This is a genomic window from Pedobacter nutrimenti (genome assembly GCF_032678445.1).
Lineage (GTDB): Bacteria > Bacteroidota > Bacteroidia > Sphingobacteriales > Sphingobacteriaceae > Pedobacter > Pedobacter nutrimenti_A.
The window spans coordinates 54,231-76,725 of the sequence record NZ_JAVTSQ010000016.1 but is presented as its reverse complement, the minus strand read 5'-3'; the positions used below and the strand labels follow the sequence as shown (position 1 = coordinate 76,725).

Below are 22,495 nucleotides of genomic sequence, written 5' to 3'. Positions count from 1 at the left end.
GATGAATATATTAAATATAAAGAATCTGTTACGAACAGGAATTCTGGCGATCTGTATCCTGGTGTCTTGTACAACAGGTAATAATTCTGCTAAAGAAAACGAAAGTCCATCGGATAAAGAAGAGAAACATGAAGATCTGCTGGAGCTGAACACCAAACAATTGCAAGCGGTGGGCATCACCATAGGGCCAATAGAACAGAAAAACCTGACCGCAGTAGTTAAATCCAGTGGTCAATTGGCTGTTCCGCCTCAGAATGAGGCTCAGGTCAATGTACTTTATGGTGGAATTATCCGGAAAATTAATGTCATGGAGGGGCAGCAGGTAAATAAAGGAACACTACTGGCCGTACTGGAAAATCAGGATATGATTAAACTGCAGCAAGAATACCTTGCAGTAAAGGGGGGCTTTAGCTTTGTAGATGCGGAAAATCATCGGCAGCAACTCTTAAAAGCTGCGGGGGCTGGAACAGGCAAATCACAGGAACTGGCAGAAGCTAATTATAATGCAGAACTGGCTAAAATTAAAGCAATAGAAAAACAGCTGGCACAAATGGGCATTTCTGCTAAAAATGTTTCCCGGGGGAATTTGGTTTCCAATATTCCGGTAAAAGCACCTATAAGCGGTACGATTGGACGTATAGCAGCGATGACAGGCTCTTTTGCGCAACCGGGAACTTCACTGATGGATATTGTAGATAATTCAAAGATACATGCAGATCTTGTTGTTTTTGAGAAAGACCTGTCCAGGATTAAAATAGGACAGCAAGTTAATTTTCAATTGACCAATCAGAAGGATCAGCATATAGAGGGGCAAATCTATGGGATCAATAAGTCTTTTGAAAATGACAGTAAAGGGGTAGTTGTACATGCTGTGATTAAAAAGCCGGAAAGCAATTTAATTCCCGGAATGTATGTGACCGGCTTAATCAGTGTAGGTTCGGAGTTGGTTCCAGCTGTCCCAGTGGAAGCAATTGTTCAGTTTGAAGGGAAAAAATACATTTACCTGGCAGAAGCTGGAAAAAATGACACTATTCATTTCAAAAAATTTGAAGTTACCACAGGTATTGCGGAACTTGGCTATGTACAAATTATCCCGCTGGAGCAACTTGCAGAGGATGCAAAGATTGTAACCAAAGGAGCATTTTATCTGCAGTCAAAAGCGACAGGTGGATCGGATGAACATTAATCCCTGTGAGTGATGAACGGACAACTGGAAAATACACTTAAAGCAAAACAGATCAATCCAACTGCAATGCGATTATTGGTTCTGAATTTCCTGCAGACCCAATCTCATGCCGTTAGTCTGACCGATCTGGAAAAAGGGCTTGCACCTGCAGATAGGGTCACTTTATACAGGACCTTGAAAACCTTTGAAGAAAATGGGCTGGTACACAGTGTTGAGGACGGAACGGGGATTACCAAGTATGCACTTTGTAAAGAGCATTGTCATCCCGGTGAACATAATGATGTACATGTACATTTCTTCTGCAAGAAATGCGGAGAAACTTTTTGTTTGCCCAAAACACAGATACCAGAAGTGATCCTTCCTGTTAATTTTCATTCAGAGGAGATTAATATTGTAGCTAAGGGTGTCTGTGATCAATGTTCCGGTTAAACTTTGCAATGGCATTGCATTGCAACAGGGCTTATCTTTGTCTAAGATGAAAGCAGAAAATATAAATGATAGACATACGCATTGCTGTGGTCACGATGACCACAGCAATGACCATGGACATGATCATGGTGGTGGAGAGCAGGGTACATGGACAGGGCATTGGCCTTTGCTCCTTGCTCTGGTTATCCTGGCCGTGATGCTGATACTGGATTACGGTTTTAAAGTGAATCCTGGGAATATAACCAATCTGGTCATCTTTGGAGCGGCTTATTTGCTGGCGGGTTACAATGTGCTTGAACTTGCTTTCAGGAAAGTACTCCGTTTTGACTTTTTCAATGAATTTTTCCTGATGAGCGTAGCCACTCTTGGTGCTTTTGCCATTGGATCTTATAGTGAAGGTGTAGCCGTTATGGTATTTTATTCCATAGGCGAATGGTTTCAGGATGCAGCGGTGGATAAAGCTAAACGAAATATTAAAGCTTTGCTGGACATCAGACCAGATACGGTAACCGTATTAAGAGAAGGAATTGCACTTACTATTAAACCTGATGAAGTAAAGATAGAGGAGATTATCCAGGTTAAACCCGGCGAAAAGGTCGCACTGGATGGCGTGTTGATCTCTGATAAGGGAACCTATAATACAGCTGCGATGACAGGAGAGAGCAAGCCGGACACAAAACAAAAAGGAGAGCAAGTACTTGCAGGGATGATTAACCTGAATACAGTTACCGAAATTAAAGTAAAATCTCTTTTCAAAGACAGCAAGCTGAGTAAAATCCTGGAAATGGTACAGGATGCGACAGCCAGAAAATCGCAGACCCAACTGTTTATTTCCAGATTCGCAAAGGTCTATACACCTATTGTTTTTCTTCTGGCCTTACTGGTTGTGGTGTTGCCCTATTTTGTTGTTTCAAATTATGTGTTCCAGGACTGGTTTTATAGAGGTTTGGTTTTTTTGGTGATCAGTTGTCCTTGCGCACTGGTGGTTTCTATACCGCTGGGTTATTTTGGAGGAATTGGTTTGGCCTCCAAAAATGGTATTTTATTCAAGGGATCTAATTTTCTCGACGTAATGACAAAAATAGATACCGTTGTTATGGATAAGACAGGGACCTTGACCAAGGGAGTATTTAATGTCCAGAAAGTAGTGACCAGCAATTTTGAAGAGAAGGAACTGGTTAAACTGACCGCTGCATTGGAAAGTAAATCTACGCACCCGATCGCCATCGCCATTACCCAATATTCAGGCCATGCAATTAATGGAACGAGAATAGAATCTGTTGAAGAAGTTGCAGGGCATGGCTTAAAGGGAAATATTGAAGGAAGAGAGGTTATCGCTGGAAATACAGCTCTGTTTAAAAAATTAGGTATACCATACGATGCTGCGGTTGAAAATGAACAGGATACGATGGTTATGGTTTCCGTTGAAAATAAGTATGCAGGTTATTTTACGATTGCAGATGAGATTAAAGAAGACGCTCAACAGGCCATTAGCGAATTACATCAGCTGAATATAGAAACTGTAATGCTGAGCGGTGACAAGCAGAGTGTAGTGGATAAGGTGGCTAAGCTGCTGGGTATTGATAAGGCTTTTGGTGCTTTGCTGCCTGAAAATAAGGTCGAGAAAGTAGAAGAACTCAAAAACCAGAACCGGCGTATTGCATTTGTAGGTGACGGGGTGAACGATGCACCTGTGATTGCGCTCGCTGACGCGGGAATTGCTATGGGAGGTTTAGGGAGTGACGCCACAATTGAAACAGCAGATATCGTGATTCAGAATGATCAGCCCAGGAAAATTGTAACTGCCATTAAGATTGGTAAGCTCACCAGAAATGTGGTATGGCAGAATATTGCATTGGCTATGGGAGTTAAAATTGTGGTTTTAATTCTTGGCGCCGGTGGGGTGGCTACTTTATGGGAGGCAGTGATTGCAGATGTAGGCGTTGCACTTCTTGCAATATTAAATGCAGTGCGGATTCAGCAGATGAAAGTTATATAATCCTTAAGATAAGATGATCAAATCTGCAAAATCATCTGTTTCTTGTCATGTTGTTTTTTTTTACTCATTATGGAATGCTATTTGCTCGTTTAAATTAAAGCTTAACTCTTGCGCTGTTTCTTATGACAAAGACAATATTCGTACTCGAAGATGATCATGATATTAGTGCCGTTTTTGATATTCTTCTAAAAAATGAAGGTTATATAATCGAATCTTCATCATCATTCAGTGAGCTAAAGGGGCTTTTGAAAAGGCAACTCCCAGACTTGTTTATTCTGGATGTCATGCTGCCTGATGCAAATGGAATAGATATATGTAAAGACCTTAAACAAAAGGAAATTACAAAAGATATTCCTGTAATTATGATGTCTGCAAATGCACGCAGTAAGCAAATGAGTATTCAGGCCGGGGCAGATGATTATATTGCCAAGCCCTTTGATATCAAGGAAGTTGCTGAAAAGATAGGCCAGATACTGGCTGGAGGTTATAAAAAAGCCGGTGCTCATTGAGTACCGGCTTTAATGTTTTAAATATATTTAAGAATTTCCTCTACATATTTCCTGTCGTTGGCCAAACGGGGAACTTTGTGCTGACCGCCCAGTTTTCCTTTAGATTTCAGCCATTCGTAAAAAGTACCTTTTGGTGCATTATGTACTTTAGGACGGCAAAGAGCCATGTCGTTAAAGCGCTTGGCATCATAGTCTGAATTAATTTCTCTTAAGGTCTGGTCCAGGATATCAACAAATTTTTCGAAATCATCGGGCTGTTGATCAAATTCTATGATCCATTCGTGCCCACCCGCTTTTGTTCCTTTAAAATAGATAGGACACGCAGTATAATCCGTAAACACGGCACCGGTCATTTTACTGGCCTTGCTTATGGCTTGTTCTGCATTATCAATAATCACCTCTTCACCAAATGCATTGATAAAATGCTTGGTCCTTCCGGTAATTTTAATGCGGAAGGGATGCAATGAAGTAAATTGCACCGTGTCGCCAATCATATATCGCCATAAACCTCCGTTTGTAGAGATAATGATGGCGTAATTTTTATGTAATTCTACTTCATCAAGAGATAAGGTTGCAGGATGCTCCTGCTCCAGATGTTCCAGAGGAAGAAATTCGTAATAGATGCCATAATCCAGCATCAGCAGAAGTTCTTCTGAATTGACCTGGTCCTGGATACCAAAGAATCCTTCTGAGGCATTATAGGTTTCCAGATAATACATTTCATCGCATGGAATCAACTCTCTGAACTGTTCTTTATAGGGCTTGAAGTTTACTGCCCCGTGAAAATAGAGTTCGAGATTTGGCCAGACCTCCAGCAGGTTTTTCTTACCCGTCATTTCCAGAACCTTTTTGGCAAGTACAATGGTCCATGTGGGGACACCAGAAATATTGGTCACATTTTCACGGATGGTGGCTTCTGCCATTTTCTCCATTTTTTGCTCATAATCATCCATTAACGCAATGGAAATGGCCGGTGTCCGGTAATATTCTGCCCACATCGGTAAATTCTTGATCAATACCGCAGAGAGATCACCATAAAAAGAGTCTTCATTGAGCTGGTTGATCTGATGACTTCCACCTAAAACAAGTCCTTTTCCTGTTAAGATCTGATTGCCAGGTCTGTTGTTGCAGAAAATAGACAACATGTCCTTTCCACCTTTAAAATGGCATTCCTGAAGAGACTCTTCTGATACAGGTATAAATTTACTCCTGTCACTTGTCGTACCGGAAGACTTTGCAAACCATTTAATCTCTGAAGGCCACAGGATGTTCTGTTCACCTTTCAGCATTCTTTCAATATAAGGTTTTAAGGTATCGTAGTTTTGTAAGGGAACTCTTTCCTTAAACTGTTCCTGGGTTTCTATAGTTCTATAATCGTATTTTTTTCCCCATTCGGTGTTCTCGGCACTGGAAATTAAGGTATGAAACCATTCGTCCTGTACGTCGAGGGGATATTTTATAAAGAGTTCAATTTGATGGACTCTTTTCTTCATATACCAGGTAAAAATTGAATTTACAATTGCCATGTTCCTCTATATGAATTATAAATTTTTGCTGCGCAGTACAAAATTCGACCCCAAATATACTTTTCTTACCATTTCATTTGCAGCAAGTACCTCAGGTGTTCCGGATTCCAGAATCTTTCCTTCAAAAAGAAGGTAAGCCCGGTCCGTAATAGAAAGCGTTTCCTGTACGTTATGATCCGTAATCAGGATACCAATATTCTTATTTTTAAGCTTGGCTACGATGGTCTGGATTTCTTCAACTGCAATGGGATCCACACCGGCAAAAGGCTCATCCAATAAAATAAAATTAGGGCTTGCGGCCAGAGCCCGGGCAATCTCTGTTCTTCTTCTTTCACCTCCGGATAGAAGGTCACCTCTGTTTTTACGAACTTTGTGCAAGCTGAACTCATTGATCAGTTCTTCCAGTTTTTCGTGCCTTTCTTCCTTTTTCATTTTCGTCATCTCCAGAATGGACATGATATTGTCTTCTACGGTCAGCTTCCTGAATACAGAAGCTTCCTGAGCAAGATAACCAATCCCTTTTTGAGCCCTTTTATACATCGGATCACTGGTGATGTCCTGGTCATCCAGGAAAATGGTCCCTTCATTTGGTTTGATCAATCCAACAATCATATAAAATGAGGTTGTTTTTCCAGCTCCGTTTGGCCCTAATAAGCCGACGATCTCTCCCTGACTTACATTAAAGGAAACGTCATTAACAACCGTACGCTGTTTATATTTTTTGATTAAATTTTCTGCTCTTAATATCATTTAAGTATATTAATGTTTTTTAATAGCTCTTAAGAGGGCTAATATCACTGTTCAAATTTGATGGCTTTGAGGTTTAATTGCAAACGTTTTTGTTCTTTCCATACATTTTCCTCTATGGTATAGCAAATAGAAAAAGGCCGGTTAGGCTGTATCTCATTTTGCAACTCTGCAAGTCCGAAGCCAATACTGTCAAAAGTAACTGAATTTTGTTGTTTTACATTTAGCTTAAGGTGTTTTGCTCCAACAATATATGGATTTCCCGCGCAAAACACATTATGGGTTACAAAAACAGGGGTGGGATTGTCGGGGCCAAAAGGAGCCATTTGGGCAATAATGCGTTGGAATTTTCCGTCAATTTGTGAAAAGTTGATCTCTGTATCAATGATCAGTTCCGGACAAAGCAGATCTTCTGTTATGCTTTCAGCCACCACGCGTTCAAACCGATCTGAAAAATGATCTATATTTTCAGGTTTCATTGTCAGACCTGCCGCAAATTTATGTCCGCCAAACTGCACCAACAGGTCTGCACAGCCGGAAAGAGCTTCGTACAGATCAAACCCTGCTACAGAACGCGCAGAACCTGTGAGCAGACCATTTGATGCTGTCAATACAACTGTTGGCCGATAGTATTTTTCTGTTAGTCTGGACGCGACAATACCAATTACACCTTTATTCCAGTTCTGGTTATAGACCACGGTGGTTTTCCGGTTGATCTGTATCTCGCAGTCTTCAATAATGGCCAGTGCTTCGGCAGTTGTATTCTGGTCAGAAGTTTTGCGCTCGGAATTTTGCAGGTTGATAAACAGGCTTTGCTCGCGGGCAAGGTCGTCTTCGTTGCACAATAACATTTTAACGGCTTCATTTGCATGGTCCATTCTGCCGGCGGCGTTGATTCTTGGAGCAATTGAAAAGACAATGTCTGTTAGTGTGAAATCTTTATCCCGTCCGGTACTTTGCATCAATGCTTTTAGACCGAGGCAGGGCCTGGTGTTGAGTTTAATCAGGCCGTGGTGAGCAAGAATCCGGTTTTCTCCGGTTACAGGTACAATATCTGCGGCAATGCTGACCATAACCAGATCCATATATTGCTCATAGCTATCTTTAGGAAGGTCATGCGTTAGGGCATAGGCCTGCGCCAGTTTAAACCCAATTCCGCATCCGGCAAGTTCTTTAAATGGGTAAGTACAGTCCGAACGTTTAGGATCAAGCACAGCAACTGCTTCGGGCAATTCTTCACCAGGTAAATGGTGGTCGCATATAATAAAATCTATCCCTAATTTCTTTGCATAACTTACTTTATCATTTGATTTGATCCCACAATCCAAGGCAATGATCAGGCTGAAATTATTGGCACTTGCATAGTCTATTCCTGCAGTAGAGACACCATAGCCTTCTTTGTGTCTATCGGGTATATAATACGTGATCCGATCTGTAAATTGACTGAAAAAGCTGTAAGCCAGGGCCACAGATGTTGTACCATCCACATCATAATCACCATAGATCATGATGCTTTCGTCTGAAGCCAGGGCATGATCAACACGTGCAATTGCTTTTTCCATGTCTTTTATTAAAAAAGGATCATGAAGGTCGTCTAGCTGCGGCCTGAAATAGTTCCTGGCTTCATCAAAAGAACTGATTCCTCTTTGTACCAGGATCCGGGCTAAACTATTATCTATATTTAATTGCTGTGCAAGCGATTCGGTTGTTTCTTGATCATTCTGTGCAGCTTGCACCCATCTCTTTTCCATTAAGCCTTTATTGTTCTTTATTGATCATTAAGCTGTTGTTCTTTCATTAGAGCGTTTAAATGGATGTGCCTTATGGTTTTGTTAGTGGTAAATTCATACAGGTTCCCTATCTTTGTATCGATTCGTAAAGATATCATTAATTTCTTCGTCTTACTAATACCTATGCCCTTGCAAGTTTTCACTTTATACGAAGGTTCTTACTCCGTAGATGCCAGTAAAAAATTTATTCCCTTTAACCCGGAAATCCAAAACCCTAAAGACCGGCCTGCATCCCTGTTTATCCATGTTCAGCCGTTTTTAGTGAAAATGAATGATTTATTACTGTTGTTCGATACCGGCCTGGGATATAGCAACGAATCGGGAGCGCTGATCTTACACGAAAATATTCGGAAGGCGGGTTTTGATCCTGAAGACGTAGACTATGTATTGATGTCCCATCTGCATTTTGATCATTCTGGCGGGATGATTCACGAATACAACGGAAAAACAGAGCTTAGTTTTCCAAACGCGACGTATGTCATTCAAAGAGGGGAATGGGAAAGTGCATTTACCAATACTTCATCTTCTTATAAAACAGAGATCTTTGACTTTTTACAGAGAAATGCACAATTGCATTTTGTAGAAGGTAGTGGTCAGTTCGCAGAAGGAATCAGTTATGAACTGACTGGTGCACACACCCCTTTTCACCAGACTTTTCTTTTGAATGATGGTACCGATCGAGTTTTCTTCGGTGGAGACGTCTTACCTGAACCGGAAGAGTTGTTAAGAAGGTTTATTGCTAAATATGATTTTGACGGACGGAAAGCAATGGAACTTAGAGAAGAGTATGGAAAAAAAGCGGCCTTGGAAAATTGGAATTGCCTGTTTTACCATGCAAAGACTAAGGCTACCGGACATGTAACCTATCAAGATGGCGTTTTTAATATTATTTAGAGCTGAGGTTATTCATTAATTGCTTTTAGGAGCTCTATTAAGCGATCTATAGACAAGGGTTTTGAAATAAAACCCTTCACAATCTTATAGGTTTTGGCTTTTTCTATGTCGTTTTCATATACGGATGAGGAAAGCATGTAGAGATCAGATCGTTTACTGACATCCATTCTTTCATAAGCCTCGATAAATTCCCACCCGTTCAAAACGGGCATATTAATATCAATCAGCATGAGCTGAGGAAAGGGTTCATCATCTTTAAGGACTTGTACGAGATAGTCAATGGCCAGTTGGCCATTTGATTTGGATACCATATTCACGGCAAATCCAGTCTTCTCTACAATTTTTTTTATGATGAAAATATTGATGTCATCATCGTCAATAACAAGTAAATTAATTTTAGAATCCATCTTGATTTAGTAAAGAGAGCCATAGTATAAAGATATAAAATAGATTGAATTGTTAAAAAATAAAAAAAGGCCATTTAAACTTAAATGGCCTTTTTTTATTTTGATGCATTTAGACTAGCGTTTCTTCCATATAGCTTTCAATCGGAGGACAAGCGCAGACCAGGGAACGATCTCCAAAAGAGTCGTTTACTCTTCCAACGGATGGCCAGAACTTATATTCAGCGACATATGGCAGCGGGAATGCTGCAGTTTTTCTGCTGTAACTGTGCGACCATTCATCGCCTGTAACAACAGCTGCTGTGTGTGGTGCATTCTTTAATGCATTATCAATTTTATCACTGTTGCCGTTTTCAATAGCCGTAATCTCTGCTCTGATGGCAATCAAGGCATCGCAGAATCTATCTAATTCGTGTTTAGGCTCACTCTCTGTAGGTTCCACCATTAAGGTTCCTGCAACCGGGAAAGATACCGTTGGTGCATGGAAGCCATAATCCATTAATCGTTTAGCAATATCTACGACCTCAATACCAAAGTTTTTGAAAGATCTGCAGTCCAGGATCATCTCATGCGCACAACGACCATTACTACCTGTATATAAAACTGGATAGTGTTGCTCCAGGCGTGCTTTCATGTAGTTCGCATTCAGAATTGCATATTGTGTAGCATTCTTTAATCCTTCACCACCCATCATAGCAATATAGGCATGTGAGATCACCAGGATAGATGCAGAACCCCATGGAGCAGCAGAAACAGCATGGATAGATTTACCTTTGTCAATATCTACAACAGCGTGACCAGGTAAGTAAGGAACCAGGTGTTTGGCTACGCCAATTGGTCCCATGCCTGGGCCACCACCACCGTGAGGGATACAGAAAGTTTTATGCAGATTCAGGTGGCAAACATCAGCACCTATAGTACCAGGGCTGGTCAGTCCAACTTGAGCATTCATATTGGCGCCATCCATATAAACCTGACCACCATTCTCATGTATAATGTTACAGATATCGATGATACTTTCCTCAAAAACACCATGTGTAGAAGGGTAAGTAACCATCAGGCAGGAAAGATTATCTTTATTTTCTTCTGCTTTGGCTTTCAGATCTTCTACATCAATGTTTCCATTCTCCAGAGATTTCACAATAATGATCTTCATGCCTGCCATTGCAGCAGAAGCAGGATTGGTTCCATGTGCAGAAGCAGGAATTAAGGCGATATTTCTCTGGTGATCTCCACGGTCCTGATGATAAGCTCTGATCACCATTAAACCGGCATATTCGCCTTGTGCACCGGCATTTGGCTGCAAGCTCATTGCTGCAAAACCAGTGATTTCACTTAACCATTTATCAAGTTCATTGAAAACAGTATAATATCCAGCCACCTGATCAGCAGGCGCAAAAGGATGAATTTGTCCAAACTCAGGCCAGGTTACCGGGATCATTTCAGTGGTTGCATTCAGTTTCATTGTACATGAGCCCAAAGCAATCATAGAATGGCAAAGAGAAAGATCTTTGGTTTCCAAAGATTTAATATAACGAAGCATCTCGTGTTCAGAGTGATGCTTGTTGAAAACAGGGTGGGTCAGATAAGATGAACTGCGTTGTAATGCTGAAGGAATGACAGTTTCAACATTACCCTCTGTCAATTCAGCCTGATCAGCAGGAATTCCTTTTACCTTAGAAAAGATTTTGTTCAATAACTGGATATCTTCAGCAGAAGTTGTTTCATCTAAAGCAATGGTTACAATACCACCTTTATAATTTAAATTGATCTCATTGTCTATGCATTCCCTGTGAATAGAATCCGCCAGGTCTCCGAGATCAAGCTGAATGGTATCAAAGTAAGCACTGTTCATCTGCTTATAACCAATCTTCTCTAAAGATTTAGCCAAAGTAACGGCTAAACCATGGGTGCGTTCAGCAATTAGTTTTAATCCTTTAGGACCATGGTAAACGGCATAAAAACCAGCCATAATAGCCAGTAAAGCTTGTGCAGTACATATATTGGAGGTCGCTTTATCCCTGCGGATGTGTTGTTCTCTTGTTTGCAGTGCCATACGCAATGCATAATTATTATTGCTGTCTATAGTTACACCAATAATACGACCTGGGATAGATCTTTTGTATTCATCTTTTGTAGCAAAGAAAGCAGCGTGAGGTCCACCGAAGCCCATTGGTACACCGAAGCGTTGGGTTGTTCCAACCACAACATCAGCACCCCATTCACCTGGAGGCGTTAACAGCGTTAAACTTAGCAGGTCGGCAACAACTGTAACCTTTACATTTTTTTCATGAGCTGTTTTAGCAAAACCAGTATAGTCAAACACTTGTCCGTTTCCGGCAGGATATTGAACAATGGCACCAAAGAACTCTTCATTTAAATCAATTTCCTCATGGTTTCCGACCACCAGTTCTATACCAAAAGGATTGGCACGGGTAACCAGGATATCGATGGTTTGTGGGAAAAGTAATTCAGATACGAAGAACTTTTTAGCTTGCTGGTTTTTACGAAGGCTGTATTGCATGAACATCGCCTCAGCAGCAGCTGTTCCTTCATCCAGTAAAGAAGCATTTGCAATTTCCATTCCGGTCAGGTCAATCACCATGGTCTGGAAATTCAGTAAAGCCTGAAGGCGGCCTTGAGCAATTTCTGCCTGGTAAGGGGTATATTGCGTATACCATCCTGGATTTTCCATTACATTACGTAAGATAACCCCGGGTGTGGTTGTGTTATAATAACCCTGTCCGATATAGGATTTAAAAACTTTGTTTAAAGAAGCTGTTTGTTTTAGACTGCTCAGATAATCCTTTTCAGATTTTGCCTTTGGTAAATTCAAAGGTTGTTTTAACCTGATTTTCTGAGGAACAGTTTGTTCTATTAATTCGTCAATAGAATCCAATCCAAGCGTATGAAGCATCGCTTTGGTATCTTCTGTATTGGGTGCAATGTGACGATCTTTAAAGTCTTCTTTGTAATGAATATCTAAGCTCATGAATCTTTGAATAAAAAGTTGCGCAAAGGTAATAAAAATACCCTTAGCCCTGGTTGCCCAAAACGATTATAAATGTATATTTTACGATTCGCCAACCAAGATCCAGCCTTCTTCTTTTCTAAACTTTAATTTATAGGTTTTGGTCACGAAGTTCGCAGGGGAACCTTTAGCGCTTAAAAAGACAGCAAAATCGTTGGTTTTCTTTTTAAGGGTAACAGTTACTCTGGCAATTCTCGCATCCCCTTTAATCAGTTTTACTGGTTTTTCGTCATCCAAAATATAGTCCAGAGCTCGTATTGTTGCTTTGTTCGCGTCCTGTTTGAGCACATATGGTTTGGATTTGTCTGTTAATGAGACGATATAAACGTATAAGCTGTCTTTAGATAAAAATCTTTTCTTCTGCTGATCAAGTTTTAGTACAATCAAACCTTTTTCTTCCAGCCCTTTATACCGGCCGAGTGCTACTGCATCCTTCCTGCCTCTGAATTTTACCTCACCTATGTCTAGTTTTATACCCTCATATTCCGGATTGGTCTGAAGGTAATTCGAGATGACTCCTGCGGCGGTGCCCTCATCTATACTTCCACCTTTTTTACAACCAGAGATCAGGAACAGGAATGCCGAAGCAAAGAAAAATGCAGATAGCGTTTTCATAGGAATTTAGTTTAATCTTTTAATTGTCTCAAGTACATTTGGACGGTATTCTCCAAACCCAGGTATAAAGCATCACTGATCAGGGCATGGCCAATACTCACTTCGAGCAAAGCCGGAACCTGCTGTGAAAAATATTTTAGATTGTGCAGATCCAGATCATGGCCGGCATTGATGCCCAAACCGAGTGCCACTGCTTTTTCTGCTGCTGTCACATAAGGTGCAACTGCTTTAGCCTTATCTTTAGGATACTCCCTGGCATAAGCTTCAGTATACAATTCTATCCGGTCAGTACCCGTTTCGGCTGCAGCTTCCACCATGTCTAGAACAGGGTCAACAAATATAGAGACACGGATGTCTTCTTTTTTAAAGAGGCCGACCATTTCCTGCAAATAGGCCTGATGTTTTATGGTATCCCATCCATGATTGGAGGTAATCTGACCTTCGGCATCAGGTACCAGGGTAACTTGTGCGGGTTTATTCGCCAGCACCAGATCAATAAATTTTTGTTCCCTGCAGTTTCCTTCAATATTAAACTCTGTTGCAATCACAGCTTTCAGGTCAAAAACATCCTGATAGCGAATATGTCTTTCATCTGGTCTGGGATGCACCGTGATACCTTCCGCCCCAAAACGTTCACAATCCAGGGCTACTTTAATCAGATCCGGGTTATTACCACCGCGACTGTTGCGAAGGGTAGCTATTTTATTGATATTTACAGATAGTTTTGCCATATACAAAGATAAACTTAATCATTAAATGAAGAGATATCCATTTTTCTTAACCACTTTTTTAGGCTGTGTTTTTTGTATGCTCTTTGTAATTTCTTGCCTCGGGCAGCAAGGCATCAAAGATTACAAGCGATTTTATGGGTTGCTTCGCGACCAGAATAAAGATTTGCTGGTACTAAGGAAATTTGAGCAGGGGGGAAGAACACAATACCTGGTTACCGATCCTCAGGAGCTGGAGACCAGGATTCTGTCTGCCGCTACTGAAGCTGTAAAACCTCTAACCTGGGCTCAGACCATGGATATTTTTAAGGAAACTCCGTACATAAAAGCAATGGAAGCTGCACAGATGAAGGAAACTCCTTTACAGGATGCCGGAATAATTCATGGCTTTCCTAAAGAAAAAGGAATTACTTTAACCATTGATCTTTGCCCGTCACATAAACCTCTGGACCGGATTATATTTACTTCTCTCCTGAAGGAGTTTCAGAAAACTGAAAAACCGGTACCCCTGGCCCTTTCGATTACGGGAAGGTGGATGCTGACCCACAATGATGATCTTGACTGGCTGAAAAACCTCGTGAAATCAGGAGATATTTCCATCACCTGGGTAAATCATTCCTACAATCATCGGGTTAGCGCAACCGCACCTTTAAAAGTTAATTTTTTACTGGAGCCGGGTACCGATATGAACTTTGAGGTCATGGGGACTGAACTGGCGATGCTGCAGCATGGCATCGTGCCTTCTGTATTTTTTCGTTTTCCAGGACTGGTTTCTGATCCTAAGTTGATCAGCAAGGTGCTGTCCTATGGATTAATTCCAGTAGGAAGTGATGCCTGGCTGGCTAAAGGTCAAACGGCCAACTCCGGAAGCATCGTTCTGATCCATGGAAACGGAAATGAACCAGTTGGCGTTAACGATTTTATTAAACTCCTGCAAAGCGAACAGAAGTCAGTAAAGGACAAACAATGGATGATGTATGATCTCCGGGAAAGTGTGGAGGATGAATTTGGAGGAAAATAAAAAAGGAGCTGCATCTGCAGCTCCTTTTTTATATACTTAGTATCTGTAAGTATCCGGTTTGAAAGGACCTTCAACAGGAACACCGATATAATCTGCCTGATGCTGATCTAAAACATCAAGCTCTACACCAATTTTAGCCAGGTGTAAACGAGCTACTTTTTCATCCAGGTGTTTAGGAAGAACGTAAACTTTGTTTTCATACTGATCTGTATTGGTCCAAAGTTCCAGCTGAGCTAAAGTCTGGTTGGTGAAAGAGTTGGACATCACGAAACTTGGGTGCCCTGTAGCGCATCCTAAATTCACTAAACGGCCTTCGGCAAGTAAAATAATATCTTTACCATCAATAGTATATTTATCTACCTGAGGTTTGATCTCTACTTTAGTATCACCATAGTTTTTATTTAACCAGGCTACATCAATTTCATTGTCAAAGTGACCGATGTTACAAACGATGGTTTTGTCTTTCATAACTTTGAAGTGCTCTGCACGAACGATGTCACAGTTACCTGTAGTGGTTACAACGATATCTGCTTCTTTAACCGCGGTCGCAAATTTCTTTACTTCATAACCTTCCATTGCAGCCTGAAGGGCACAGATCGGATCAATTTCTGAAACAATAACACGAACACCCTGAGAGCTCAAAGACTCTGCAGAACCTTTACCCACATCACCGTAACCCGCAACAACAGCTACTTTACCAGCCATCATAACATCTGTAGCTCTGCGGATCGCATCTACAAGAGATTCACGACAACCGTATTTATTGTCAAATTTAGATTTGGTAACAGAGTCATTTACGTTAATTGCAGGTAAATGCAATGTTCCGTTTTTCATGCGCTCATATAAACGGTGAACACCAGTAGTGGTTTCTTCAGAAAGACCCTTGATCGCTGCAATCAGCTCAGGATATTTATCAAATACCATATTGGTTAAGTCACCACCGTCGTCTAAAATCATATTTAACGGCTGGCGCTCTGGTCCGAAATGCAAAGTTTGTTCAATACACCAGTCAAAATCTACTTCGTTTAAACCTTTCCATGCGTAAACCTGGATGCCGGCAGCGGCAATTGCAGCAGCAGCATGGTCCTGGGTAGAGAAAATATTGCAGGAAGACCAGGTCACTTCAGCACCTAGTTCTACCAGAGTTTCAATTAGAACTGCAGTTTGGATTGTCATGTGAAGGCAACCTGCTATGCGGGCACCTTTTAAAGGTTTAGATGGGCCAAATTCTGCACGCAATGACATTAAACCTGGCATTTCTGCCTCTGCAAGTTCAATTTCTTTGCGGCCCCATTCTGCCAGTGAAATGTCCTTAACTTTGTAAGGAACGTAAGTTGTCTCTACTGATGACATATGATATTTATTAATTTACTAATACTATTATTTAATAGTTCATTTGATTGTCCTGCACTTTGGTGTGAACATTCTGGAACCTTGCTGCAAATTTACTACTATTTACAAACATTTATGTTTATTTAAGGTAACAAAAAACAGCGCCCTGCTAAAAAGAAAGGCTAACCAATTTGGCTAGCCTTTACTTTGTTACTATGCGTTTTAGCAGTATTGCTCGAACGCGCCGATCAGGCTGTCTGCAATCATTTGTGCAGGACGACCTTCAATTTGATGACGTTCGATCATATGCACCAGTTTGCCATCTTTGAATAATGCCATTGATGGTGAAGACGGCGGAAAAGGCATCATGTATCCTCTTGCTCTGTCTACGGCTTCTTTTTCCATTCCTGCGAATACGGTAACCAGTTTATCCGGGTGTTTTTCATTTGCGGCTGCAATTCTTGCTGCAGGGCGCGCATTGGCAGCTGCACAACCACATACTGAGTTTACAACGACAAATACAGTTCCTTCAGTTTTGATGGCGCTGTCAACTTCTTCTGCGTTTTTTAACTCTTCAAAACCAACTTTGGTCAGTTCTGCACGCATCGGTTCAACTAAATATTCAGGATACATATCTTTATATTTTTTGGTTATTTTAAATCTTAACTGGTACAAAGGTACGGCACTGCTTTATAGCATCAAAGTTCTGAGCTTAAAGCGCCTTAGTTTTTACCTTCAAATTACTTTGATACAAGACACTAGCTATTGGATATTTTTCCTTTATCCGGGCTTTTTTTTCAGCATTTCAATTTTTTCATGCTCGCTTTTCAATAACATTTCACAGAGGTTTTTAATACTCTTAAGCATTTCCATATAATTATATCGTGAATGGAATGCCTGGGGGGCCTCCTCAGAAATGAATTCTTTCCTTCGGTTTTTATCTTTGAAAGTGTGCATATAGACAAGTGCCTCTTCTTCATCAAAATCTTTGATGGCATCTTCCGGTATATTTAATGCTGCTGCGACCAGGGTAAGTGTATCCGGATCTAGTTTTTCTTTTGCTTCCAGCAGGGAAATTCTTTTTTGACTCCATTCTGTTCCAAGTTGAATGGCCAGAGCTTCCTGTTTCCATCCAATGACTAAACGCAGTCGTTTCAAATTTTTTCCATGATGATTTTCTGTGTGTTTTGGGATTAGGTTCATATTCAAGTCTGTAAAGTTTAATAAGTACAGAAAGATATCCGAACCTTGAAGATAATCAATTCTAAAATATCCTCAAATCGTTCTGAGATAGAACTTTTCGGAATAGGATAGAATAATTTAATTCGGGTACTTTGAAATAGTTAACGCGCAGTATCGTGCTTCCCTGGCAATAACCTTACTGTGCATAGTGGTATTCGAAACATAATCAATATCTTATGCATACTAAAAAAGAAGTTAGGCAAAGCTTAACGTACCATTTAACTGCTGAAGAAATCAGCAACCCTTACTTATTGATTGCACAATTCTTTGACATCAGCGATCTCTCGGACCATCTTGAGTTTTTGGACAAATGGAAAGAGCATGTACTTACAGATCAGGTTTACACCGCGGAAAACTGCCCGGCAAACCTATTGCATGAACACCGGCACATCCTTAAGCTCCTGGAGGCTGCCTGGCTGCTTCGAAAAGCAGGAAAGGTTAGTCCGTTGATCTTTCCAGAGGTTAAGGAGTTGTTGCTGGAAAGGCAGAAAGGAGAGCTGTCTGGCTGTTTCTGCCAGCTGAATGAGGAAGAACTCCTAAATCCTTACCTCATTTTCCGCTCACTTTTTCAAAGCACCGGCCTGGAAGCTTACCGCGAAGAATTAAGAGATTGGCTAGAGGAGAGCTTTAGCAAGGAAGGACCGTCCTTTAATTACCAGGACCTGGCTGTTACCTACAAATTTTTGCAGAAGCTTTTTCAGGCAGCATGGTTGATTTACAACAGAGAGTTGCAAATGAATTTATCCCAATAGAATAAGTTAACTGATAAAATCAATTGAAGAGATCCGGTTTTTTAAAACAGGAATTCGTTACTTATGTTCTATAATCTACAAAGATTTTGTAGGGATTTGATAGGGGGTTGACAGGGGGTTGATAGGGACATTACCTTTATCAACCCCCTGTCATATGTTTATTAACCATTATTCTATCTCAAGACAATTATAGCTCTCTTATACCGGAATCTAATACCAGTGGTCGCGTTATAGCACATAAAAACCCAGAATAAAAATCTTCCTATTGTTCCAATATCCCTTTCAGATTGTTTAAGCCAATCTGAAGATCGCCCCCAATCATTTTATCCATGTTCATGCAAAGTGACATTAAATTCATTGGGTAATTCATTTTTCCATTAAATACCCAGGTTACTTTAGTCGCATTTGTACTTGCATCTTCTGTGGTCATATAGGCAGAACACGTAGACTCAAAGGGTTTAATGAACCGGATTTCTGTATCCAGCCTTTTCCCATCCTGCAGGCCTTTGATCTCCTGTTCACCTTTTCCAACATCTTTTTGATTACTGTCCCAGGCAGACACAAAGCCTACAGTTCCGTCTGTTCCCCGAAACTCCGTTTTCATTGCGGGATCCATTTTTGCCCACTTACTAAAGTTGTTTTGGTTTTTCAGGTACTTGATGTAGTCGTAGACTTGTTGCCGTGGTTTGTTAATTACGATATCCCGTTCTACGGTATACTCTTTTTTTACAAAGATGGCAACAACAAGTGCCAGAACCACCAGGCCCAGCACTGTGAATAGAATTCCTTTTAAGATCTTCATTGGATTTTGATTTGGTTATAGCAATATAATAAAGATTTCAGACAGTGTGAGTAGCTAAAAATCCTTATTCAGGAGTTTTTCCAGTTCTCCAAAAGAAACATTCATTCTTACCCGTCCTTGTTTTGCGTAGGCAATCTCACCGGTTTCTTCAGAAACAATAACCGCTACAGCATCCGTGTTTTCCGAAATACCAATCCCCGCTCTGTGGCGCAAGCCAAACTGAGGAGGGAGGTTATCATTATCTGTTAACGGAAGAATACAGCTTGCACTCTTTATTTTATTTTCAGCAATCACTACTGCGCCGTCATGAAGCGGGCTATTCTTTTGAAATATACTTTCCAGTAAACGTTTGGAAATCTTAGAATCTATAATTTCGCAGCTGTTGGCAAAAAGCTGGTCATCATAGAACTTCACAAACACAATCAATGCACCTGTCCTCGACTTCTTCATACTCTTACAAGCATCAATAATCGGTTTAATCCTTGCCAGATTATCCCTTTCAATTTCTTTATTACCAAACAAATAACCCCACCAGGCTTTGTTTTTCTGTAGAAAAGTGTTCTTCCCAATCAGCAATAAAAAGCGCCTGATCTCCGGTTGGAAGATCACAATCAATGCAATGATCCCCACACTCATGAATTTGTTGATGATGGTCGAAAGCAGTCTCATGTGAAGTGCATCCACTACATAATACAGCAACAAAATGATCAGCATTCCCAGCAGCAAGTTCACCGCAAGCGTATTTTTGATCAGACTATAGACATAATAGATCAGCAGCGCGACAAAAATGATGTCGATAACATCTGTAGGGGTTATTTTTAAAAAATCGAAGTCAAAACCTTTCATTGTTGACAAGTTAGTGAATTTTTAAACAAGCATCAGGCCTGTTGCATTTTTTCAATAAGGATAATGCATTCCCGGGCCTCACGTACATCGTGCGCACGGAGTATCTTTGCACCTTTAAGCAAGGAGAGGGTATGAAGTACTGTGGTTCCATTCAGTGCCTCAGCAGGAGTGGTATCCAGTGCCTTATAGACCATAGATTTCCTGGAGAAGCCTACCAGGAGCGGTAATCCGAAAAGATGAAGATCTTCCATTTCCCGGAGCAGCTGATAATTGTGCTGCGGGCTTTTAGCAAAACCAAAACCCGGATCCAGGATCAGATCTTTTACCCCCAGTTTTTTTAACTTTTCCACCTTATCCACAAAGTAATCCACAACCTCGAGGGTTACATGTTGATAACTTGGGGATAACTGCATATTTTGTGGTGTGCCTTTCATATGCATCAGGATATATGGCACATTTAACGTCGCCACTGTATCAAACATATCAGGATCCAGTTCACCTGCCGAGATATCATTAATGATATGGGCGCCGGCTTCAATACTTTTTTTAGCCACTTCTGCACGAAAAGTATCTATGGACAAAAATGCCTGGGGAAATTGTTTGCAAATGGCTTCAACTACGGGTACTACCCGGTCTACCTCTTCCTGTGTACTGACATCTTTGGCACCCGGCCTGGAAGAATACCCACCGATGTCAATAAAAGAAGCGCCTTCCTGAAGGTACTTTTCTGTCCTGAGTAAGGCATCATCTATGTTGAAATTTCTGCTTTCCCCGTAGAAGGAATCCGGAGTAATATTCAATATTCCCATCACGCAAGGACTGGTCAGATCTAGCAGTTGCCCTTGCAGGTTTAATGTGTGCTTTCGGTTTAAAAATGTATCTTTAGCCATTGTTTGATACAAAAATACAGTATTAAACAGCTTTAAACTAAATATTTTAATTGTTTTGGCAGCAAACACTTCACAGGAATACGATTCAGTAATTGCGGTTTGTAAATCGCTTTTTTTAAAAAAAACAAAAGATTATGGTACAGCCTGGCGCATCCTAAGACCGGCATCTATTACAGACCAGATCTTTATCAAAGCCCAGCGCATCCGGACACTGGAAGAGAAGAAAATTTCGAAGGTCGGGGAAGACATCACCTCAGAATATATTGGCATTGTAAATTATTGTGCCATTGCACTCATGCAGCTGGAGCTTACAGAAGAGGATCCCTATGAATTGGAATTCAGTGAAGTAGAAAAGTTGTATGACCTGTATGTTCAGGCAACCAAAGAGCTCATGTTTGCCAAGAATCATGACTATGGCGAGGCCTGGAGAGATATGCGGATCAGTTCCCTGACAGATCTTATCCTGATGAAGATCTTAAGGGTTAAACAAATAGAAGACAATAAAGGGCAAACCCTGGCTTCTGAGGGCATCAATGCCAATTATCAGGACATGTTAAACTATGCAGTTTTTGCGTTGATCAAATTAGACGTTAAATAGCCATGAGCAAAATTTTTTTAAACTTCTCAAGAATATTTGTTGGTATCCTGTTTATTTTCTCTGGTTTAATCAAGGCTAATGATCCACTTGGATTTGGTTATAAACTCCAGGAATACTTCGAAGTTTTCCACATTCCGTTTTTAAGTGGTATTGCAACTGGAATTGCTATTCTGCTGTGTGTTCTGGAGGTTGTTTTGGGTGCCTTGCTGCTGCTCGGTTTCTGGGGAAAAAAGGTAGGTACCGGTTTGCTCGGCATTATTATATTTTTCACCTTCCTTACCTTTGTTTCGGCGGCATTTAAGGTGGTTACCTCTTGCGGGTGCTTCGGCGATGCGATTCCTTTAACACCATGGCAGTCTTTCAGTAAAGACATCATTTTACTGATCCTGATTGTTTTTATTTATAAACACAGAAAAAGTATACAACCAGTTTTAACAAAAGCAACACAACAGAAAACTGTTTCTGCGGTCATCATACTGGCCGCATTGATCTTTCCGGTTTATACTTATAGCTGTTTGCCGGTTCTGGATTTCCTGCCTTACAAAGTAGGAGCAAACCTGCCGGAACTGATGAAGATTCCTAAAGGCGCTGCACCGGATGAGTATCAGCTGATGTACCACATGAAGAATAAGAAAACAGGAGAGAAGAAAGATATTTCAGACAAAGATTACCTGAAAACAGAGATCTGGAAAGATACAACCTGGGAGATTGTTGGAGAGCCAGATAAAAAACTGCTCAAAAAGGGATATGAACCCAAGATCAAAGATCTGGTGATCAGTGATGCTTCCGGAACAAATTATACCAAAGAACTGATAGAAAACCCTTACTATAACCTGATCATTGTCGCTTATAACCTGGATGATGTTAATGAAAAAGCGCTGGCTAAATTAAATGCGCTTGCACTCAATGCGACTGAACAATTTAACATCAGAACCGTATTGCTTACCTCCAATTCTGCACAAGATGCAGATGCCCTGAGTAAAAGAATGAAATTGTTTACGGAGGTTTTTTATGGTGATGCGGTACCTTTAAAAAGTATGGTGCGGGCCAATCCGGGAGTTCTGCTGCTAAAAAATGGTGTGGTGATCAACAAATGGCATTACAATACTGTCCCTTCATTTAATACACTGGCAGATCAATATTTCAGCAAATAA

22 protein-coding genes are annotated in these 22,495 nt (G+C 40.7%); 9 read left to right on the top strand and 13 right to left on the bottom strand.

Annotation, left to right across the window (positions count from 1 at the left end):
• Window position 1: 1 nt before the first annotated feature.
• From R2S08_RS25050 to R2S08_RS25035, 4 genes are all read left to right on the top strand, one after another.
• Window positions 2-1,186 (top strand): efflux RND transporter periplasmic adaptor subunit, encoded by a 1,185-nt coding sequence (locus tag R2S08_RS25050; protein WP_316837690.1) that lies wholly within the window; start codon window positions 2-4, stop codon window positions 1,184-1,186.
• Window positions 1,187-1,198: 12 nt separating this feature from the next.
• Window positions 1,199-1,615, top strand: coding sequence for a Fur family transcriptional regulator (locus tag R2S08_RS25045; protein ID WP_316837689.1), 417 nt, complete (start codon window positions 1,199-1,201; stop codon window positions 1,613-1,615).
• Between the two features lie 46 nt (window positions 1,616-1,661).
• Window positions 1,662-3,614, top strand: coding sequence for a heavy metal translocating P-type ATPase (locus tag R2S08_RS25040; protein ID WP_316837688.1), 1,953 nt, complete (start codon window positions 1,662-1,664; stop codon window positions 3,612-3,614).
• Between the two features lie 122 nt (window positions 3,615-3,736).
• Window positions 3,737-4,123: a response regulator transcription factor gene (locus R2S08_RS25035; protein WP_316837687.1), complete on the top strand. Its 387-nt coding sequence runs from the start codon at window positions 3,737-3,739 to the stop codon at window positions 4,121-4,123.
• A gap of 17 nt (window positions 4,124-4,140) precedes the next feature.
• On the opposite strand, the gene R2S08_RS25030 is transcribed toward R2S08_RS25035, so the two are convergent.
• From R2S08_RS25030 to recJ, 3 genes are read right to left on the bottom strand one after another with little or no spacing between them, the layout of a single operon-like run.
• On the bottom strand, window positions 4,141-5,649 hold the full coding sequence (locus R2S08_RS25030; protein ID WP_316837686.1) for a GH3 auxin-responsive promoter family protein: 1,509 nt from the start codon (window positions 5,647-5,649) through the stop codon (window positions 4,141-4,143).
• 15 nt (window positions 5,650-5,664) lie between these two features.
• Window positions 5,665-6,399, bottom strand: a complete 735-nt coding sequence (gene lptB, locus R2S08_RS25025) for an LPS export ABC transporter ATP-binding protein (RefSeq protein WP_316837685.1) — start codon at window positions 6,397-6,399, stop codon at window positions 5,665-5,667.
• 44 nt (window positions 6,400-6,443) lie between these two features.
• Window positions 6,444-8,147 (bottom strand): single-stranded-DNA-specific exonuclease RecJ, encoded by a 1,704-nt coding sequence (gene recJ, locus R2S08_RS25020; protein WP_316837684.1) that lies wholly within the window; start codon window positions 8,145-8,147, stop codon window positions 6,444-6,446.
• 168 nt (window positions 8,148-8,315) lie between these two features.
• On the opposite strand from recJ, the gene R2S08_RS25015 reads away from it, so the two are divergent.
• Window positions 8,316-9,080 (top strand): MBL fold metallo-hydrolase, encoded by a 765-nt coding sequence (locus R2S08_RS25015; protein ID WP_316837729.1) that lies wholly within the window; start codon window positions 8,316-8,318, stop codon window positions 9,078-9,080.
• 8 nt (window positions 9,081-9,088) lie between these two features.
• Here R2S08_RS25015 and R2S08_RS25010 read toward each other — a convergent pair whose 3' ends face one another.
• The 4 genes from R2S08_RS25010 to R2S08_RS24995 all read right to left on the bottom strand — a co-directional run bounded on the left by R2S08_RS25010 (window position 9,089) and on the right by R2S08_RS24995 (window position 13,861).
• Complete coding sequence (locus R2S08_RS25010; RefSeq protein ID WP_133782384.1) at window positions 9,089-9,487, bottom strand: response regulator; 399 nt, start codon at window positions 9,485-9,487, stop codon at window positions 9,089-9,091.
• 109 nt (window positions 9,488-9,596) lie between these two features.
• Window positions 9,597-12,476 (bottom strand): aminomethyl-transferring glycine dehydrogenase, encoded by a 2,880-nt coding sequence (gcvP, locus tag R2S08_RS25005; RefSeq protein WP_316837683.1) that lies wholly within the window; start codon window positions 12,474-12,476, stop codon window positions 9,597-9,599.
• An 81-nt stretch (window positions 12,477-12,557) separates the two neighbouring features.
• Window positions 12,558-13,130 (bottom strand): hypothetical protein, encoded by a 573-nt coding sequence (locus R2S08_RS25000; RefSeq protein ID WP_316837682.1) that lies wholly within the window; start codon window positions 13,128-13,130, stop codon window positions 12,558-12,560.
• Window positions 13,131-13,141: 11 nt separating this feature from the next.
• Window positions 13,142-13,861, bottom strand: coding sequence for a pyridoxine 5'-phosphate synthase (locus R2S08_RS24995; protein ID WP_316837681.1), 720 nt, complete (start codon window positions 13,859-13,861; stop codon window positions 13,142-13,144).
• Between the two features lie 25 nt (window positions 13,862-13,886).
• On the opposite strand from R2S08_RS24995, the gene R2S08_RS24990 reads away from it, so the two are divergent.
• Window positions 13,887-14,879, top strand: a complete 993-nt coding sequence (locus R2S08_RS24990; protein WP_316837680.1) for a polysaccharide deacetylase — start codon at window positions 13,887-13,889, stop codon at window positions 14,877-14,879.
• 36 nt (window positions 14,880-14,915) lie between these two features.
• Here the strand turns inward: R2S08_RS24990 and ahcY are convergent, their stop codons facing one another.
• From ahcY to R2S08_RS24975, 3 genes are all read right to left on the bottom strand, one after another.
• The gene (ahcY, locus tag R2S08_RS24985; RefSeq protein ID WP_133782394.1) at window positions 14,916-16,232 is read right to left on the bottom strand and encodes an adenosylhomocysteinase; all 1,317 of its coding nucleotides are present in this window, start codon (window positions 16,230-16,232) and stop codon (window positions 14,916-14,918) included.
• A 201-nt stretch (window positions 16,233-16,433) separates the two neighbouring features.
• Window positions 16,434-16,844, bottom strand: coding sequence for a BrxA/BrxB family bacilliredoxin (locus R2S08_RS24980; protein ID WP_108553630.1), 411 nt, complete (start codon window positions 16,842-16,844; stop codon window positions 16,434-16,436).
• A gap of 147 nt (window positions 16,845-16,991) precedes the next feature.
• On the bottom strand, window positions 16,992-17,414 hold the full coding sequence (locus tag R2S08_RS24975) for a helix-turn-helix transcriptional regulator (protein ID WP_316837679.1): 423 nt from the start codon (window positions 17,412-17,414) through the stop codon (window positions 16,992-16,994).
• A gap of 215 nt (window positions 17,415-17,629) precedes the next feature.
• On the opposite strand from R2S08_RS24975, the gene R2S08_RS24970 reads away from it, so the two are divergent.
• Window positions 17,630-18,205 (top strand): hypothetical protein, encoded by a 576-nt coding sequence (locus R2S08_RS24970; protein ID WP_316837678.1) that lies wholly within the window; start codon window positions 17,630-17,632, stop codon window positions 18,203-18,205.
• A 262-nt stretch (window positions 18,206-18,467) separates the two neighbouring features.
• On the opposite strand, the gene R2S08_RS24965 is transcribed toward R2S08_RS24970, so the two are convergent.
• The 3 genes from R2S08_RS24965 to folP are packed head-to-tail and all read right to left on the bottom strand — an operon-like array spanning window position 18,468 to window position 20,743.
• Window positions 18,468-19,007 (bottom strand): SRPBCC family protein, encoded by a 540-nt coding sequence (locus R2S08_RS24965; protein WP_316837677.1) that lies wholly within the window; start codon window positions 19,005-19,007, stop codon window positions 18,468-18,470.
• Window positions 19,008-19,061: 54 nt separating this feature from the next.
• Entirely contained in the window at window positions 19,062-19,853 is a 792-nt protein-coding gene (gene cdaA, locus R2S08_RS24960) for a diadenylate cyclase CdaA (protein ID WP_108553614.1), read from the bottom strand.
• Window positions 19,854-19,885: 32 nt separating this feature from the next.
• Window positions 19,886-20,743: a dihydropteroate synthase gene (gene folP, locus R2S08_RS24955; protein WP_316837676.1), complete on the bottom strand. Its 858-nt coding sequence runs from the start codon at window positions 20,741-20,743 to the stop codon at window positions 19,886-19,888.
• A gap of 55 nt (window positions 20,744-20,798) precedes the next feature.
• Here folP and R2S08_RS24950 point away from each other — a divergent pair, with 55 nt between their 5' ends.
• Window positions 20,799-21,341, top strand: a complete 543-nt coding sequence (locus R2S08_RS24950; RefSeq protein ID WP_316837675.1) for a DUF1599 domain-containing protein — start codon at window positions 20,799-20,801, stop codon at window positions 21,339-21,341.
• A gap of 2 nt (window positions 21,342-21,343) precedes the next feature.
• Window positions 21,344-22,495 (top strand): BT_3928 family protein, encoded by a 1,152-nt coding sequence (locus R2S08_RS24945; RefSeq protein WP_316837674.1) that lies wholly within the window; start codon window positions 21,344-21,346, stop codon window positions 22,493-22,495.

Bases quoted from the DNA above. Each gene is read 5' to 3' on its own strand.
- R2S08_RS25050 (WP_316837690.1), top strand. From the start codon at position 2: ATGAATATATTAAATATAAAGAATCTGTTACGAACAGGAATTCTGGCG.
- R2S08_RS25045 (WP_316837689.1), top strand. From the start codon at position 1,199: ATGAACGGACAACTGGAAAATACACTTAAAGCAAAACAGATCAATCCA.
- R2S08_RS25040 (WP_316837688.1), top strand. From the start codon at position 1,662: ATGAAAGCAGAAAATATAAATGATAGACATACGCATTGCTGTGGTCAC.
- R2S08_RS25035 (WP_316837687.1), top strand. From the start codon at position 3,737: ATGACAAAGACAATATTCGTACTCGAAGATGATCATGATATTAGTGCC.
- R2S08_RS25030 (WP_316837686.1), bottom strand. From the start codon at position 5,649: ATGGCAATTGTAAATTCAATTTTTACCTGGTATATGAAGAAAAGAGTC.
- lptB (WP_316837685.1), bottom strand. From the start codon at position 6,399: ATGATATTAAGAGCAGAAAATTTAATCAAAAAATATAAACAGCGTACG.
- recJ (WP_316837684.1), bottom strand. From the start codon at position 8,147: ATGGAAAAGAGATGGGTGCAAGCTGCACAGAATGATCAAGAAACAACC.
- R2S08_RS25010 (WP_133782384.1), bottom strand. From the start codon at position 9,487: ATGGATTCTAAAATTAATTTACTTGTTATTGACGATGATGACATCAAT.
- gcvP (WP_316837683.1), bottom strand. From the start codon at position 12,476: ATGAGCTTAGATATTCATTACAAAGAAGACTTTAAAGATCGTCACATT.
- R2S08_RS25000 (WP_316837682.1), bottom strand. From the start codon at position 13,130: ATGAAAACGCTATCTGCATTTTTCTTTGCTTCGGCATTCCTGTTCCTG.
- R2S08_RS24995 (WP_316837681.1), bottom strand. From the start codon at position 13,861: ATGGCAAAACTATCTGTAAATATCAATAAAATAGCTACCCTTCGCAAC.
- R2S08_RS24990 (WP_316837680.1), top strand. From the start codon at position 13,887: ATGAAGAGATATCCATTTTTCTTAACCACTTTTTTAGGCTGTGTTTTT.
- ahcY (WP_133782394.1), bottom strand. From the start codon at position 16,232: ATGTCATCAGTAGAGACAACTTACGTTCCTTACAAAGTTAAGGACATT.
- R2S08_RS24980 (WP_108553630.1), bottom strand. From the start codon at position 16,844: ATGTATCCTGAATATTTAGTTGAACCGATGCGTGCAGAACTGACCAAA.
- R2S08_RS24975 (WP_316837679.1), bottom strand. From the start codon at position 17,414: ATGAACCTAATCCCAAAACACACAGAAAATCATCATGGAAAAAATTTG.
- R2S08_RS24970 (WP_316837678.1), top strand. From the start codon at position 17,630: ATGCATACTAAAAAAGAAGTTAGGCAAAGCTTAACGTACCATTTAACT.
- R2S08_RS24965 (WP_316837677.1), bottom strand. From the start codon at position 19,007: ATGAAGATCTTAAAAGGAATTCTATTCACAGTGCTGGGCCTGGTGGTT.
- cdaA (WP_108553614.1), bottom strand. From the start codon at position 19,853: ATGAAAGGTTTTGACTTCGATTTTTTAAAAATAACCCCTACAGATGTT.
- folP (WP_316837676.1), bottom strand. From the start codon at position 20,743: ATGGCTAAAGATACATTTTTAAACCGAAAGCACACATTAAACCTGCAA.
- R2S08_RS24945 (WP_316837674.1), top strand. From the start codon at position 21,344: ATGAGCAAAATTTTTTTAAACTTCTCAAGAATATTTGTTGGTATCCTG.